The 15,580-nt window shown below is 40.4% G+C and carries 12 protein-coding genes, 1 tRNA gene and 1 riboswitch; of the genes, 5 read left to right on the top strand and 8 right to left on the bottom strand.

Features of this window, described 5'->3' with window-relative positions; translation table 11 throughout:
- Positions 1 to 20 precede the first annotated feature (20 nt).
- From rpsB to NYP67_RS04225, 3 genes are all read right to left on the bottom strand, one after another.
- Positions 21 to 821 carry a 30S ribosomal protein S2 gene (gene rpsB / locus NYP67_RS04235; RefSeq protein WP_004130830.1) on the bottom strand — a complete coding sequence of 267 codons (801 nt, stop codon included), beginning with the start codon at positions 819 to 821 and terminating at the stop codon, positions 21 to 23.
- 269 nt (positions 822 to 1,090) lie between these two features.
- Positions 1,091 to 1,579 carry a peptide deformylase gene (locus NYP67_RS04230; protein ID WP_004130828.1) on the bottom strand — a complete coding sequence of 163 codons (489 nt, stop codon included), beginning with the start codon at positions 1,577 to 1,579 and terminating at the stop codon, positions 1,091 to 1,093.
- 126 nt (positions 1,580 to 1,705) lie between these two features.
- Positions 1,706 to 3,742, bottom strand: a complete 2,037-nt coding sequence (locus NYP67_RS04225; RefSeq protein ID WP_115757533.1) for an AMP-dependent synthetase/ligase — start codon at positions 3,740 to 3,742, stop codon at positions 1,706 to 1,708.
- Between the two features lie 23 nt (positions 3,743 to 3,765).
- On the opposite strand from NYP67_RS04225, the gene NYP67_RS04220 reads away from it, so the two are divergent.
- Complete coding sequence (locus NYP67_RS04220; RefSeq protein WP_172540181.1) at positions 3,766 to 3,912, top strand: hypothetical protein; 147 nt, start codon at positions 3,766 to 3,768, stop codon at positions 3,910 to 3,912.
- A 93-nt stretch (positions 3,913 to 4,005) separates the two neighbouring features.
- On the opposite strand, the gene NYP67_RS04215 is transcribed toward NYP67_RS04220, so the two are convergent.
- Positions 4,006 to 4,587: a hypothetical protein gene (locus NYP67_RS04215; RefSeq protein WP_115757531.1), complete on the bottom strand. Its 582-nt coding sequence runs from the start codon at positions 4,585 to 4,587 to the stop codon at positions 4,006 to 4,008.
- Between the two features lie 388 nt (positions 4,588 to 4,975).
- Positions 4,976 to 5,051 (bottom strand) — tRNA-Gly (locus tag NYP67_RS04210).
- Positions 5,052 to 5,381: 330 nt separating this feature from the next.
- On the opposite strand from NYP67_RS04210, the gene adhP reads away from it, so the two are divergent.
- The gene (gene adhP / locus NYP67_RS04205; protein ID WP_016792006.1) at positions 5,382 to 6,392 is read left to right on the top strand and encodes an alcohol dehydrogenase AdhP; all 1,011 of its coding nucleotides are present in this window, start codon (positions 5,382 to 5,384) and stop codon (positions 6,390 to 6,392) included.
- 137 nt (positions 6,393 to 6,529) lie between these two features.
- Here adhP and NYP67_RS04200 read toward each other — a convergent pair whose 3' ends face one another.
- Positions 6,530 to 7,546: a glycosyltransferase gene (locus NYP67_RS04200; RefSeq protein ID WP_102705071.1), complete on the bottom strand. Its 1,017-nt coding sequence runs from the start codon at positions 7,544 to 7,546 to the stop codon at positions 6,530 to 6,532.
- Positions 7,547 to 7,664: 118 nt separating this feature from the next.
- Positions 7,665 to 7,817, top strand: a riboswitch (FMN riboswitch).
- A gap of 5 nt (positions 7,818 to 7,822) precedes the next feature.
- Between NYP67_RS04200 and NYP67_RS04195 the strand changes: the two genes are divergently transcribed.
- The 3 genes from NYP67_RS04195 (at position 7,823) to NYP67_RS04185 (ending at position 11,448) form a co-directional block, all read left to right on the top strand.
- Positions 7,823 to 8,422, top strand: coding sequence for an ECF transporter S component (locus NYP67_RS04195; RefSeq protein WP_004130819.1), 600 nt, complete (start codon positions 7,823 to 7,825; stop codon positions 8,420 to 8,422).
- 58 nt (positions 8,423 to 8,480) lie between these two features.
- Positions 8,481 to 10,883: an energy-coupling factor transporter ATPase gene (locus tag NYP67_RS04190; protein WP_473411204.1), complete on the top strand. Its 2,403-nt coding sequence runs from the start codon at positions 8,481 to 8,483 to the stop codon at positions 10,881 to 10,883.
- Positions 10,884 to 11,142: 259 nt separating this feature from the next.
- Entirely contained in the window at positions 11,143 to 11,448 is a 306-nt protein-coding gene (locus NYP67_RS04185) for a YhbY family RNA-binding protein (RefSeq protein WP_004130815.1), read from the top strand.
- Between the two features lie 75 nt (positions 11,449 to 11,523).
- Here NYP67_RS04185 and NYP67_RS04180 read toward each other — a convergent pair whose 3' ends face one another.
- Entirely contained in the window at positions 11,524 to 12,897 is a 1,374-nt protein-coding gene (locus NYP67_RS04180; protein WP_115793933.1) for a replication-associated recombination protein A, read from the bottom strand.
- Positions 12,898 to 13,007: 110 nt separating this feature from the next.
- Positions 13,008 to 15,536, bottom strand: coding sequence for a DEAD/DEAH box helicase (locus NYP67_RS04175; RefSeq protein ID WP_415695174.1), 2,529 nt, complete (start codon positions 15,534 to 15,536; stop codon positions 13,008 to 13,010).
- Positions 15,537 to 15,580: the final 44 nt, after the last annotated feature.

The raw sequence follows: 15,580 nt of genomic DNA, 5'->3' as shown, positions 1-15,580 counted from the left end.
CTCATTAACTGCCAACAGGCTTATTCAGCCTTGGCTTCATTGTCGGACTGTTCAGATTCCTTAGTGAGCAGTTCCTTTTCCCATGCTGCCATTGGCTGAGCATTGGCATCTTCAGCCTTTGCACCCTTGCCAGCGTGATCAAGCAAACCTTCTGCAACAGCATCGGCCATCAAGCTTGTAAGAAGCTCTACGCCACGAATTGCATCGTCGTTTGCTGGAATTGGATACTCAACGGATTCTGGATCGGTGTTGGTGTCAACGATTGCCACAACTGGAATACCGAGCTTGTGTGCTTCTTCAACAGCCAAAGCTTCCTTGTTAATGTCTACAACAAACATTGCAGAAGGAGTACGGTTCATATTGCGAATACCGCCGAGCTGCTTGGAAAGCTTATCCTTTTCGCGCTCAAGAAGCAAAAGTTCCTTCTTGGTTAAACCAGATCCACGAACGTCGGTAAAGTCCATTTCCTCGAGTTCCTTCAAACGCTTTACGCGAGTAGAAACAGTTTGGAAGTTAGTCAACATACCGCCGAGCCAGCGCTCACTTACGTAAGGCATGTTTACGCGAGTAGCCTGATTTTGCACAGCTTCTTGAGCCTGCTTTTTAGTACCCACAAACAAAACAGTGCCATTGTGAGCAACAGTCTGCTTAATAAAGTCATAAGCCTTGTCGATCATGTCGAGCGACTTGAACAAATTGATGATATGAATACCATTGCGCTGAGTAAGAATGAACTGCTTCATCTTTGGATTCCAGCGACGAGTTTGGTGACCGAAGTGCAAACCAGCCTTCAGCATTTCGCTCATGGTAATCTGTGCCATATCTATATACCTTTCTTGTCGGTTCTTGCCTGGCCATGTCTGTTCGCATGCAACTTGGCTAGCATATAACTAAATCCAAGCCGACCGACACGAACGGACGCGTACATGGCGCGTATATGCGCATTCTGATAGACAATAAAAAACGAGCAATCGTATAACGCGACAACACTCATGCTCAAAGCGAACACGCAGAGTCATATTATAGCAGAAGCTTTATACTAACTTTGTAATCAATCTCTATAAAAAATCGCAATAATTTATTGAATTAGCTACTTAGAAGAGCTATTGCGCAATTGGCGTAAAGCTTGCTTTCTAACATCTTTTTCTAAACGGTCAATATACACATGACCATCAAGATGGTCACATTCATGTTGAATCATGCGGGCCATTAAGCCTTTACCTTCTAGAACAACAGTTTTACCGTCTAGATCTATTCCTCTTGCTCTAGCATAATCAGCTCTGCGGGTCTTGTACCACAATCCTGGAACCGATAAGCAGCCCTCATCTCCGTATTGTTCTCCACTAAGCTCTTCTATAACGGGATTCAAAATATAGCCTATTGTTCCATCAATATTATAAGAAAATGCTCTAAGATTAACACCAATTTGGTTCGCGCTAAGTCCTGCACGACCTGGATCGTTTACAGTTTCTAATAAATCTTCTACAAGACTTCTAACAGATGGCGTAATCTCGCGAATTTCATCACAAGGCGTTCTAAGAACAGGGTCTGGAACAACTCGGATTTGTCTAATAGTCACGGCACTCCTTAAAACAAAAAGCTAATTAAAATCGCAATCCACAATTATACAAACTTTATAGTAATACCATCTGTAAATCTGTATTTGCAATTGTTAATTAGCCTATTAATATACTATTTTATAATCTTATTCACTAACGGTTTGGTTTGCTCCATCTTCATTATTTGAATAAGATTCCTTAGAATCGGATTGCAAAGGCAAATCTTCTCCAAAACGCTTCAAATGAGTTGCTGCTTGATCAATAGCTTGCTTGACTTTAGGCGTAACAACCTCTTGAGCTTGCTTAACAGTTTCGGTTGTTTTATCTAAAATCTTAACCGTTGCAGGCAACGGTTTGTTACTAGGTTTTGGAGCATAAAGCTGCGATTCAATAACATCCGCATATCTCTTTAAAACCTTTGGACGAACAACTTTCATACTTGGAGTTAAAGTACCATTATCTTGAGAAAACTCTTCGTCTAAAATAACAAATTTACGAATAGACTCTGCTCTAGAGACCGTGCTATTCGCTTGATCAATAAATTGTTGAACAACAGAACGTATAGCATCGTTTTGAGCAACATTTTTCATTGGAAGATTCTCATCCATTCCTTGATTTTTAAGCCAAGAACGAACCATGTCTGGTTCAAGCTCAATAAGAGCCGAAACGAATGGCTTTCCATCTCCAACAACAACAGCATGTGAAACAATAGGGCATTTTGCAATAATAGTTTCAAGAGGAGCAGGACTTATATTCTTTCCACCAGCAGTAATAATAATGTCTTTCTTTCTGCCAGTAATGGTTAAGAATCCTTCGTCGTCGATTTCTCCTAAATCGCCAGAATGAAGCCATCCGTTTTCGTCAATAACTTCTGCAGTAAGTTCTGGTTTTCCATAATATCCAACAAAAACGTTAGGACCTTTTACAAGAACTTCGCCATCGTCATCAATGCGGATTGTAATTCCAGGGCCAGGCTTTCCAACAGAACCGACTCGATTTGCGTGTTCAAAATTAACAACGCATGGAGCTGCAGTTTCTGTCATTCCATAGCCTTGAATAAAGGTTATGCCATCTAATCCATTAAAGAAGTGAGCAAGCTCTGCATTTATTGGAGCGCCTCCACAAGCCAACCACGCTAAATTAGGACCAAGTGCAGATCTTATGGAAGAACCAACAGTTTTCATATAAAAATCATGCTGAATCTTTGCATAAATAGAATGCGCTTTACCATCAATTTCATCTTTAGACCATTCAACAAAATGCTGAACAGCCTTTGCAAAAATCCTACCTCTAATACCAGCGCCAGCCTTTTGAGAAGCCGCATTATAGACTTTTTCAAATACTCGAGGCACTCCAAGTAAGTAAGTAGGCTTAAAACTACGCAAATCTGCAAGCAAATGCTTAGCGTTTGGAACATAGCCAATAACGCCATTTGCTCCAATTGCAACATATTGAATGAATCTAGCAAAGCAATGTGCAAGAGGAAGGAACAGAAGTATTCGGCTTGGTTTGTAGAGCATGTCGTTTAACACGTCGTAAGCGGCATAAACAATGTGAGTAAAGTTTCTGTTTGAAAGCATTGCTCCCTTTGGCCTGCCAGTTGAACCAGAAGTGTAAACAATTGTTGCTAAATCATCTGCCTTTATTTGATTAATGGCGTTATTTAACTCATCATCACTAATAGATTTGCCAAAATCAATAACAGCATCAATGCCATTGGCCTTAAAGTTAAAAACCGTTCTTAATGAAATTCGCTTATTGTCTTGACGAACTCTTTCTAAGCATTGTGCATGCTCATCGTCTCCTGCAAAAGCGATAACAGGCTTTACTTCCGAAATAATATCTGCAGCTTGAAGAGCGGAGTCAGTTTCGTAAATAGGTATGCTTACAGCACCAATACAAGCGCACGCAAAGTCCACAACACCCCATTCGTAACAAGTTGGAGAGTAAATAACGATTTTGTCTCCTTGCTTAACGCCAAGAGCGATTAAGCCTCTTGCAGTAGAACGAACTTTGGATAGCATCTGTGATGCGCTAACATCGTGCCATTGACGAGTATTGTCATCTTGCCATTGTGCAATCACGCCTTGCGGGTCTCGCATTGCCCTATTAGCAAGCAATGAATAAATTGTGTCACCATCGTTAGTTGGGTGAATGTCTTCTACAGAAAATTCTCGCAGCATATTCTTAATTGTACGGTATAAGCATGCCAACACAAAACTATGAAGATACAAAAATATGTACAGAAAATTGGCGTTTTTTACAAAATAACAATTTAACAAATAACGATTTAGAAAACCCCTTGAGTAAAACAGCAAATGCAAATTATATTCTAGGGGCGTTACGCAAATAATCTAAATAATCCAACATGTTTATGCATGTACATACTTAATTAAATCAATAACTACTTAAAATTCATATTATGCAAACTACGATTAGGTAAAACCTAACCTATATCCGCTAACGTGCAAACCCATTTTCCCATTATGAATCTAAGTGTTAAAGATGTCCAATATTCTGTATCTCCAATATGAAGCAAAACAACTGCCTCTAATTGTGATGGAGAAACCAGTATTCCATTTATCATCTTCGGTATTGTTGGATTACTTCTTAGCTTAGAAACTTCTGCCTCATTATGCTTATCTTTGTAGCATTCATTAATCAAATACCACATATTCTCGAGTTTGTATATACACTCTTTTGTTAATGCTCTTTTCATCTCTGGAGATATTGGCCTGCCATGAGAAATATCACCTACTATGCACGCTACTTTGCATATTTGCATTGCAAGATATAGGTACATCTTTTTACCATGCGTATTATTGAAACACGATGATACGTGATAACTTGCCATTGAGCGAGAAGACCCAACTGGTATTAAACCTTCATACACTGGAAAAGGTCTTATATCTTTAGTCTGGAATCGCGACGAATCTGCTTGATCTGGAAAGTTACTGTTAATAACCTCCCAAAATGTCTCATTATCGTCGTCGTTTGCGTATAACAGAGTACTAGAAAAATTTCTCATTTGCTCCTTCTTCCCTAAAATTTTGTCAAGTCATTTATTTTTTAATTCCTTATATTTGTTTATTTTGTTTTCACCTTATGTTTAAGGTTTAAGTAAAGCATACAGCTTATTCAAAAAAATAAAAGAGTTAATTTAATATGTGGATAAGACATTCACAATCCTTGATTTTTCGGCGAAAATTCAAGGATTATCTAATAAAAGTTATGCACATTGTGCAAAAAGAATTGGGTTATATGCAAAAAGCTAAGTTGACTAGTTCTATTTCCAGAATATTCATCAGCTTAGCTTTACACAGTTTTGGACTATGGGCCAATATATGTGCTGAGACATGCGATAGAAAATAAAAAATCTCAGCGGAATATGAGGACATGCTCGCTGAGAAAACAAATGGAGCGGACAGCGGGACTCGAACCCGCGGTCTCAACCTTGGCAAGGTTGCGCTTTACCAACTAAGCTATATCCGCAAGCAAGATGCCATAGTAGCCTGATTTATTGTTGAATGCAAGTTATAATCAAAAATAAAAAAAAATATATAGTGATTTTCTGCGATATTCAAGCAATTTTACGGAGTGTTGAGTAAAAGAAAAATATAAGAAAACGATAAGAAAAATATTGAATACGATAATTATTATCATTAAGCCATAAATTTTTATAAAACTTTTTCTTAAAATGTGATTTTTATCATGAAAAATCGTAAAAATAATGTAGAATAAAAATAGCTTTTACCAAACAGGTAAAAGAAAACTGAAAAAGCAATGTTTTTCAACGATGAAGCATAGAACAAGGAGGTTTCTATGAAGGCTATTGTTGCAACCAAAGATAAGAAGGCTCAGGTTGTAGAGAAGGAACTTCGTCCATTGGAATTTGGTGAAGCCTTACTCGATATGGAGTGCTGCGGCGTATGTCACACCGATCTTCACGTTAAGAACCAAGATTTTGGCGATAAAACTGGTGTTGTTCTTGGCCACGAAGGTATTGGTATTGTTAAGGAAGTTGGCCCTGGTGTTACAACATTAAAGCCAGGCGACCGTGCATCTGTAGCGTGGTTCTTTAAGGGTTGCGGTCATTGCGAATATTGCACCACTGGCCGAGAAACACTTTGCCGTAGCGTTTTGAACGCAGGATACACTGCAGACGGTGGCATGTCGCAAGAGTGCATTGTTGCAGCTGACTACGCTGTAAAAGTCCCAGAAGGCTTGGATCCAGCTCCTGCAAGCTCCATCACTTGCGCTGGCGTTACAACCTACAAGGCTATTAAGGAGTCGGGCGTACACCCAGGCGAATGGCTTATTCTCTTTGGCCTTGGCGGTCTTGGTAATCTTGCGTTGCAATATGCAAAGAACGTATTTGGCGCACACGTAATCGCAGTAGATGTTAACGATGCTCAGCTTGAATTTGCTAAGGAATATGGCGCAGATTTGTGCGTAAACCCACTTAAGGAAAATGTTCCTGAATTTGCTATGAAGAAGGTAGGCGGCGCTCATGGCGCTGTTGTAACCGCTGTAAGCAAGGCTGCTTTTAACAGCGCAGTTGACTCTGTACGAGCAGGCGGCACCGTTGCAGCTGTTGGTCTTCCACCAGAAGATATGGAACTCAGCATCCCTCGCCTTGTTCTCGACGGAATCCGCTTGGTTGGATCCCTTGTTGGAACTCGTAAAGATTTGGAAGAAGCGTTCCAGTTTGGTGCTGAAGGCAAGGTTGTTCCAAAATGCCATATGCGCAAGATGGAAGACATTAACGACATCTTCGATGAGATGCTCAGCGGTAAGATTCGCGGTCGAATGGTAATTGACCTCTCCCACTGAAAAAAGAGATAAAATAAAAATCTAGAAGCCACTTAGCAAATGCTAGGTGGCTTCTAGTTTATGTTTGTGCTTTAATTTTTAAGACTTAAGCATTAATCTTAAATCTCAGTATTCAGACTTAAGTCTTAAAAAATCTGCTATTTTAACGGAGGCATTGGCTTCCAATTAGGATCATGCAAAATTTTTCTGCTTGCAATACAACCAGTAAAAAGCTTTTTAACGCCACTTAAAATATGCTCACGATCTACAGCAACAAGCCTAATAAGCTCTTTTGCAGCAGTCAAAGCGGTTCCAAGAGCAAACATAAATGGTCTAAAATCGCCGTGGATCATAAAGTAGCGCGCCATAAAGCCACGATTTCGCATAATATGATAACGATTCATGTCGGAAGTGGAATTTAGTTGACGAACGCCAGCAATATCCCAATTAGGAATATTACGAGTTCTGCGAAGAATAATGTCATTTACAACAATCGGATTCGTAACTTTGCTAGCAAGATAGCCATAAGTAGTGTCATCCCAATAAATAAAGTAACGCGAATCTGGAAGTCCAATTTTCTCTACAATATTGCGCTTAAACAATCCCCCTTCAAAGCACATTGTGTTCATAACGCGGTAGCCAGATGGCCCAAATGCTGCTGGAGCGATTGGATTAGGAATTCCAAGAGAAACAATAAAGTTATATTGCCAATAAAAATCGCCACCGTCGTAGTCTAAACGGCTTCCTTGAATAACATCGTGGCTTTTAGTCCACTTGCAAAGACGCTCAATAGATTCTGGAACAGTTTCAACATCATCGTCCATAACCCAAAACCATTGTGCGCCAAGCTCATACGCTTTTTTAACGCCAGCACTAAAACCGCCAGCTCCCCCAAGATTGCTACTTTGTGGCGCGTAAACAACGCGGTTTGAATCGCCAGAATCGTCCTCGCTAGAAGCGCCCCATCTGCGCGAAAGAATATCGCCTAGATCATCCACCATTTTGTGCGTTTTTTCGCTACTTTCGTTGTCTACAACAACAATTCGCCACGGACATTGATTTAAACACTCAAATGATTTGAACAAATTTGCAAGAAGCTCCTGGCGCTTATAAGTAACAACAATAATCGCAAGCTTGTCTATAGTATTAACAGAAGTATTCGTAATTTCACTCATGCTCTTAATCTTACACTTAGCATTGCCATCAAAAAGCGTTACAAGTCAAAAGTTAATCAAACTGCTAAATGTTCTTAGCGCTTAGCAATAAATGTTCTTAGCATAAGATAAAAATAAAGAGTAGTTTCAGGGAAGGTGAAAATCCTTACTGGCGGTAACGAGGTAATTCTTGAATTAGTGAATTGTCTCGAAGCCCGCGAGCGGCACCACTGCTGCTGATTCGGTTAAAATCCGAAGCCAACGGTTAAAGTCCGGATGAAAGAAACGGAGGCTCTAATGAGCATTTCACGCGAAAATAATCATAAAACAAGCAATCACACAGCAAATAATCACGCAACTTACTCTGGCACAAACTATTGGTCAAGCGAAAAAATTGCTAAATACGCGCTATTCGTTGCGCTCTCTATTGCTGTAAGCTTTATAGAATTTCCACTTATTCCAGACGTAAACTACCTTAAATACGATCCTTCGGGAATTGTGTGTTTAATTGCAGGATTTGCATACGGACCATTCGCCGCTGCAATCGTAAGCGTACTAGGATTTGCTCCACACTTCTTCACTAACCCGTTTGGCGCAATAATGGCAATATTGGTTTCAATGGGCGCTTCTGTTAGCGCTGCAATCGTCTACAAAAAAATTAGAACCAAAGAAGGCGCTATTATTTCGCTTGTGGTTGGCTCTGTAGTTGCGATTGCTCTTGCAATAGTCGGAAATCTTATTATTACGCCGCTTTATGCTCATATTAGCGTTGAGCAAGTTGCTGCTCTTATAGTTCCAGCTCTGCTACCGTTTAATGTGATTAAGCTTGCGATTCATTGCGTAGTAACTATGCTTGTTTATAAGCCTGTTTCAAAACTTCTTAACTACAACAAATAGTAAACAAATAGCATTAGCCAAAATAGCATTAGTCAATTAAGTAAAAAGCAAGCTAATTATGCAAAGCAATAAAGTTATTCAATATAAAACAAGTTGCAAAGACGAAAAAAGCAATATGGATTATTGTGCTAAAAAAGATAATGCTGTTTCTTTGCAAAAAGTTCGCTTTAGCTATGATGGCGGAAAAACTTGGATTCTAGACGGAATAGATCTTGAAATTGCATATGGTCAAAGAATCGCAATAATCGGCAAAAATGGTAGTGGAAAGTCCACGCTAGCTAAAATTATTGCAGGACTTTCTTCCCCAGATTCTGGAATTGTTACGCTATGCGGAATAAAAGTTTTTGAAGCAAACAATGTTGATTCAAAAGCGTACCAAAAAGCACGAGAATCTATTGGAGCATTGTTTCAAAGCCCAGAAGACCAAATCGTTACAACAGTTGTAGAAGACGATGTTGCTTTTGGGCTTGAAAACTTGTGCGCCTCTAAAGAATTTATGAAGAAAAATATAAGCAATGCTTTACGCGCTGTAAACATGGAAAATCACCGTTTTAGCGACCCAAGCAATATGAGTGGAGGTCAGCAGCAGCGCGTTGCTATTGCGTCGTCGATTGCTACAAAATCAAAACTTCTTGTATTAGACGAGCCTACAAGCATGCTTGATTCTTGCGCAAAAACAGACGTAAATAAGCTTTTTGACAAATTACAAACGCGCGGCACAACAATCGTTCAAGTAACACATAAGATTAGCGAATGCAAAAATGCGGATCGAATATTAATGCTAGAAAATGGAAAATTGCGTGATGTAAGTTTATTGGAATTAGAAGAATTCTACGCGGAAAAATCGCCAGCTGTTATTGGATCAAAAAGCATGACGGAAAATGTAGAAAAATCAAATGCAGAAAATTCGAATGCAGAAAGCAAAAATAAACGTGATTCGAATAAAACAAACAAGAATGCAGCAATTGAAATATCTAATTTAAGTGTGAGCTATGCAAATAGTCAAAATCCAATAATAAGAGACTATTCTCTAAGCGTAAAAGCAGGCGAAATCGTTGCAATAATGGGAAAAAACGGGTGTGGAAAATCCACGCTCGCAAAAGCAATATGCGCACTTATTAAATACGATTCTGGATCTATTTGTGTAAACGGAATAAAAATTAGCGAGAAAACAAGCAAATCACAAATGCGTGAAATTCGCAAAAACATTGGTTACGTTATGCAATTGCCAGAACAGCAACTTTTTGCGCAAACTGTTTTTGAAGACGTAGCATACGGTCCAAAAAACTTTGGATTAGAGGGATGCGAATTGCGTTCCAGAGTATTGAGCGCACTAAAATCATTGCATATTGAACATTTAGCGCAAAAATCCCCATTCGAACTTTCTGGAGGCCAGCAACGACTAGCAGCAATCGCGGGAATTTTGGCTTGCAATCCAAAAATCTTGGTTTTAGACGAGCCTACAGCAGGATTAGATTTTGAGTATGCAAAAATCGTATTAAAAATTTTAAGCGATTTACACAATAAAGGCGTAACAATTATTGTTATTACGCATGATTTTAGTGAAGCAAAATCACTTGGAGCGCGCATAGTTACACTTGATTCGCGCGAAAAGAAGCAAGCGCAAGAACAAGCACAAGACGAAAAGCTTGAAAATACTAGCGAGAATGGTAGCGAAAACAAGAACAAAAACAAGTCATTGCTAAGCTTATTTAATACGCGAATCATACTAATATCATGCTTAATTCTTATGTTTAGCGCGTTTAGCATTACAAACTTCTACCAACTTGGAATCCTTGCACTATCAACGCTTGCTCTAATATTTCTCGCTAGAATATCGCCTATAAAATTATTCTTGTCATTGCACATGTTTATTGCAATATTCGTATTTTCTGGATTGTTTAATCTTCTAGTTGTGCATTCTGGAAGAGGACTTTTTAGAATCGGACCGATATTAATAACAGACGATGGAATAAAGTTTGCAATACTTTTCGCTTCAAGATTTTCGCTTGTTATACTAATCGGGTCAATAATTGTACTAACCATAAGCCAAACGCGATTGACTGAAGCATGCGCGTCTATTATTTCGCCTCTTAAAAGCGTAGGATTGCCAAGTCAAGAAATTGCTCTTATTATGAGCCTTGCTTTACGATTTTTGCCAACTCTTGCAAAAGAAGCAGAATCTGTTGCTTTAGCTCAAATTGCAAGAGGCGGAAACATAAAAGACGGGTCTATAAAAAAGCGATTGCAAGCAATAACATCTCTTATAGTTCCAGGATTTGCAAGTGTGATTCGGCACGCAAACACACTGGGACTTGCGCTAGATTCTAGATGCTACGTTCCTGGAGCTAAACGCACACACTTACATACGGAGAAAATGCGCTTAAAAGACTTTGCGCTTTTAAGCGTTACATTAGCTATTGTGTGCGGAATAATTTTTGCTGGAATATTTATAGCCTGAATATTTATAATCGAACGGATTGAACGCATTGAGCGGATTTATTGTATTGAACGTATTGAGCGCATTGAGCGCAGATTCTTACGGTTAATGTATAATCCGATAAGCATTGAAAATTTAAGCGTTATAAATAGATGGTCGATAGTTGGTTGTTGATAATTGCGTTTGACAATATAGCGTTTTGACGTTTTAGTGTTTTAATGTTTTGAAAATTGACGTTTTAGCGTTTTACGCATGTTGAACGCGATTTGGAAGGAAAATAATGGCATTAACTAAAAAGCAGATTAAGCAATTGCGTGCGCTCGCTAACACTTTAAGCCCATTGCTTTATGTTGGAAAAAATGATATTAGCGATGCTGCTGTTAAGCAAGCAGACGAGACAATGCAATCGCACGAGCTTATGAAGTGTGCTGTGCAAGATGGCTCTGGCTTAAGTGCTAAAGAAGCTGCACAAGAACTTGCAGAGCATCTTGGTGCAGAAGTTGTGCAAGTAATTGGCAACCGCTTTGTGCTGTTCCGCGTTTCAAATCGCGAAGATATTGACCACATTATGCTTGTTCGTGACTAAAACTATCTTAAAAAAAATAGTAATACTGCATTAAAAGGCTTCTTAAAATTCTAAGGAGCCTTTTAATTATTGACTTTATTTATTGTCATCGGATTTATGAAGAATGGCGCGAATTTGAGATAAACGTTGTGAAATCTCGTGCTCGTAGCCGCGATTATTTGGGTGATAATATTCGCGGCCAACTAGCTCATCTGGCATATATTGTTGAGAAGCCACAGCTCCTGGGTAATCGTGAGCATACTTGTACCCATCGTGATTTCCCCAGCTTTTCATTAAAGCAGTTGGAGCATTTCGCAAATGAAGAGGCACTTGACCAATATTTCCAGCATCAACATCTTGCAAAGCCTTATTAATCGCATTATAACTTGCGTTTGATTTTGGAGCAGTTGCTACAGCAATCACAGATTCCGAAAGAATAATCCGCGCTTCTGGCATGCCAATTAGAGCAACAGCTTGAGCTGCAGCAACAGTTACTTGCAAAATTTGTGGAGCTGCCATGCCAACTTCTTCGGCAGCAGCAATCATAATTCGCCTTGCAATAAAACGCGGGTCTTCCCCAGCTCTAAGCATTCGCGCTAAATAATGCAAAGAAGCGTCAACATCACTTCCACGCATTGACTTAATAAAAGCAGAAATCACATCGTAGTGATCGTCGCCATCTTTGTCGTAGCGAACTGTAGTAGTATCCATTACGTTAGAAACAATATCGGCAGTAATAACAGGCTTCTTTTTGCCATGTTGCAAAGCAACATCTCCTGTTACCGCCCCTGCTGCCGCTTCTAGAATAGTAAGAGTTTTGCGAGCGTCTCCCCCACTTAAACGAATAATTGAATCTATTGCATCGTCATCAATCTTAAGCTGATTATTAAGACCATTTTCGCTAGAAATTGCGCGTTCTATAAGCGTGCGCAAATCTTCTACACTAAGAGACTCAAGTTTAACAACTACTGATCTGCTAAGTAGTGGCTTAATGATTGAAAAACTTGGATTTTCGGTAGTAGCACCAATAAAAGTTACATCGCGATTTTCTACGCTTGGAAGCAAAGCATCTTGTTGAGATTTAGAAAAACGATGAACTTCGTCAATAAACAGAACTGTTTCTTGACCTTTACTAACCAAGCGCTCATGCGCACGATCTAGCACTGCTCTAACATCTTTAACTCCAGAAGTTACAGCAGAAAGCTCTTCAAACACGCGACCAGACTGTTGAGCCACAATATAAGCAAGCGTAGTTTTACCAGCTCCAGGAGGCCCAAACAACACAACAGAACTTGGAGATGTAAGAGAACCTTTAGATTGCGGATTTGCAAGCCTACGCAAAGGCGAACCATCTTTTAACGCATGAGACTGCCCAAGCACGTCTTCGATAACGCTTGGTCGCATACGCACAGCCAATGGACGTGTTACATCGCTAGGCGCACTACTTGCTGTAAATAAATCCTGAACCATAATCTAAGTATACTCAATCCATAGAACAAACGTTCGACCATATTTTAGATTTTGCATAAAACATAAGTAAAATATAAGCAAAACGCAAATAAAACTTAAGTAAAACAACACTAAACGTGCGACACGCTGTAGTCAAAGAACACAACTTCGCCTGTATCTTGTGTGGAATCCAAATCAACAATTCCAGTAATAGCCCAATTATGATCTCCGTCCGAATCGTCAATAATCTGCCGAACTTTCCACGAATGCTCACTTTTTTCTAGAGAATCATCCAAAATAAACAAGTCTCCGCCACGAGCTTTGGCATCTATCCCAACATACTCATGTTCGTCGTAATAGTCGTCAAGCACATCATTCCACTCGTGAACGCCATAACCCCAAGCTTTGTCAAGCTCTCCCAAAGCATCCGCATCTTCCAAATCCATAAGTTGCACGCGACGAAACATTGCGTTTCTAATCAACACAATAAGTCCACGACGATCCTCAACTACAGACTCAGAAGTTGAAGGCGCAGCCGTAGTTACAGCGCTAGCTTCATCATCCGATCCTCCAGCACTCTCCCACTCGTCAACAAGACTTGAATCAATAGAGCGCACAACAAGACGAAGCCACGAAATAATATCACGCAATTCTTCGTTAAGCATGTCTTCTGGCACAGTTCGAGCAAGCGAACGATAAGCGTCCGAAAGGTAACGAAGAAGCGTTCCTTCACTTCTAGCAATGCCATAGCGCGAAATATAGCCAGTAAAATCAGAGGCTGTTTCAACCATGTCTCGAAGCACAGATTTAGGCTTAATCCAGTAGTCGTTTGCCCACGGAACATCTTTGCGATATTGCGCAAAAGCAGGCTCAAGCAAATCTTCAAGAGGCTTAGGGTAGCTAACTTCCGCTAAGCGTTCCATGCGCTCCTCGTAATCAATGCCATCATCTTTCATGCCAGCCATTGCAGCGTCGCGAGCTTTACGCTCTTGAGCGCGAAGAACAGGCTTAGGATCATCTAAAGTTGACTCAACCATAGAAATTACGTCAAGCGCGTAACTTTCAGATTCTGGGTCAAGAAGTTCCAAAGCTGCGAGCAAGAACGGAGAAAGTGGCTGATCTAAAGCAAAACCCTCTGGCATAGCAACATCAAGATCATAATCGCAAGAACCATCCGAAAACTCTCTGCATTCAATCACTTGAGTATCGAGCAGAGTTTGGAAAATATCGTTGCAACGCTCAAGCAATTTTTCTTTATCTTGCGGCTTTTGTGCACTATCTTCAATAAGTTTTTCAACGCGTGCTTTAGCGTCTCCGCCTTGCGTAACTTCGTTCAAAATCATTGAGTGCGTTACAACCATGTGCGGATTCAAAGTTTCTGGAGCGCTTTCAATAAGCTTAGTAAACGTTGGCTCACCCCAAACTACAAATCCTTCTGGAGCCTTTTTACGTTTAACTTTTTTAAGCTTTTTAGGGTCGTTTCCGGCTTTTGCAACAGCGCGCGCGTTTTCAATCTCGAACTCTGGAGCCTCTGCAACTACTAAGCCCTCTGTATCAAACCCCATTCTGCCTGCACGACCTGCAATTTGGTGAAACTCGCGAGCGCGAAGCTTTCGACTACGGTTCCCGTCAAATTTTGTAAGAGCTGTAAGCACAACAGAGTGAATTGGCACGTTAATACCAACGCCAAGAGTGTCTGTACCGCAAATAACCGGCAGCAATCCTTGCTGAGCTAGCTGTTCAACAAGCCTGCGGTAGCGCGGAAGCATGCCAGCGTGATGTACGCCAACGCCTGTGCGCAGTAGCCTTTGCAAAATTTTGCCGAAACCTGTAGTAAATTTAGTACCTTTAATCGCTTGAGCAATTTTGTCTCGCTGCTCTTTGCTAGAAACTCCCGTACTAGCTAGCGCTTGAGCTGTTTCTAGAGCTGCGTCTTGCGAAAAATGAACTACGTAAATTGGCGTTAAACCCTTGTTAAATAAGAGTTCTACAGTTGTGGCAAGTGGCTTATCTGTGTACTCATATTCGAGTGGGATTGGCCTTGGCGCGTCTGCAATAATATCAACACTACGATTTGTTGATTTTTCTAGGCGTTCTGCAATATTCGTTACATCTCCAAGAGTTGCGCTCATAAGCAAGAATTGCGTATTTGGAAGCGTAAGAAGAGGCACTTGCCAAGCCCATCCTCGCTCTGGGTCTCCATAGTAGTGGAATTCGTCCATTGCAACGCAATCAACTTTTGCGCTTGCGCCTTCGCGCAGAGCTTGATTTGCTAAGATTTCTGCAGTGCAGCAGATTATTGGAGCGTCCACGTTAATATGCGAGTCGCCAGTAATCATGCCTACGTTGTCTCGCCCAAAAATCGCAACTAAATCGAAGAATTTTTCGGATACAAGCGCTTTGATTGGCGCAGTGTAGTAGGAGCGTCTGCCAGTGGCAAGTGCCGCAAAATGCGTGCCGAGCGCTACTAGCGATTTTCCAGAGCCTGTTGGAGTATTTAAGATTACGTGGTCTCCTGCAAGCAAATCCATAACGGATTCTTCTTGATGCGGCCACAAATCTACATGCTTGTTAGTTTTAACCCAATCAACAAATGCTTGAAAAATCTCGTCTTCGCTAGCATGATGCAAATCAAGAGCTAACTCGCCTAATCCAGCCATATTCCGCTCCTACTTTACTTACGCTTTAATCGCAGCTTTAATCG

It is taken from the genome of Gardnerella sp. c23Ub_4, assembly GCF_055804115.1.
This window is presented reverse-complemented; position numbering and strand designations above follow the sequence as displayed.